The organism is Citrobacter sp. wls826, from assembly GCF_005281245.1.
In the GTDB taxonomy this organism is placed as follows: Bacteria; Pseudomonadota; Gammaproteobacteria; order Enterobacterales; family Enterobacteriaceae; genus Citrobacter; species Citrobacter braakii.
In genome coordinates, this window is the sequence record NZ_SZWS01000018.1 from 145,102 (window position 1) to 146,200 (window position 1,099).

Annotated in this window: 1 protein-coding gene and 1 pseudogene; both read left to right on the forward strand. The window is 55.0% G+C overall.

Going from position 1 to position 1,099, the window contains the following annotated elements; genetic code table 11:
- Positions 1 to 384, forward strand: a pseudogene (gene proY / locus FDW87_RS21655) (proline-specific permease ProY); the annotation flags it as partial.
- Positions 385 to 535: 151 nt separating this feature from the next.
- A partial coding sequence (locus tag FDW87_RS21660) for an alpha amylase N-terminal ig-like domain-containing protein (RefSeq protein ID WP_252362981.1) occupies positions 536 to 1,099 on the forward strand: 564 nt, incomplete at its 3' end.

The following is a 1,099-nucleotide window of genomic DNA, read 5'->3' on the forward strand; positions in this document are numbered from 1 at the left end:
CCATGGGTGACGGTGATGGTGATGACCATCGCGCTGCTGTTTGCGGTGTATCTAAACTACATCATGCCGGAAAACGTCTTCCTGGTGATCGCCTCTCTGGCGACCTTCGCAACGGTATGGGTGTGGATTATGATCCTGCTGTCACAAATTGCCTTCCGTCGTCGTCTGCCGCCGGAAGAGGTTAAGGCGCTGAAATTTAAAGTGCCGGGTGGGGTTGTGACGACCGTCATTGGCCTGATTTTCCTGGTCTTTATCATCGCGCTTATCGGCTATCATCCGGATACCCGCATTTCGCTATACGTCGGCTTTGCGTGGATTATCCTGCTGCTTGCCGGCTGGGTTTTCAAGCGCCGTCGCGAGCGCCAACTGGCTGAAGCGCAGTAATATTTTTGCCGGGTAGCTTAATGTTACCCGGCAATTTTCTCCTCCCCCGCACTCCTCCCCCGCACTCCTCCCCCAATAAACGTTAAGATGATGAGTGATCCTGCACTTCGCTATGGCAAGGTGACGTCATTATCATCAAAGGGGATACGTGATGTTGAACGCCTGGCACCTTCCGGTTGCCCCATTTGTTAAGCAAAACAAAGATCAACTGACGATTACATTATGGCTGGCGGGGGAAAATCCACCCCAGCGGGTGACGCTACGCGCAGAAAACGATAACGAAGAGATTTCGCTGGGTATGCACAAGCAACGCAGCCAGCCGCAGCCGGGCGTGACCGCGTGGAGAGCGGCGATCGATCTCTCCAGCGGACAGCCTCGTCGACGCTATAGTTTTAAATTACTTTGGCTCGATCGTCAGTTGTGGTTCACCCCGCAGGGATTCAGCCGTTTTCCGCCTGCGCGTCTGGAGCAGTTTGCTGTTGATGTGCCGGATAACGGTCCGCAGTGGGTCGCCGATCAGATTTTTTACCAAATTTTCCCGGACCGTTTTGCCCGCAGCCAGTCGCGTGAAGCGACTCAGGATAACGTCTATTACCACCACGCTGCCGGACACGATATTGTGCGGCGCGAGTGGGATGAACCGCTTACGGCCCAGGCCGGTGGCTCCACGTTTTATGGCGGCGATTTGGACGGCATCAGCGAAAAGCTGCCGTAT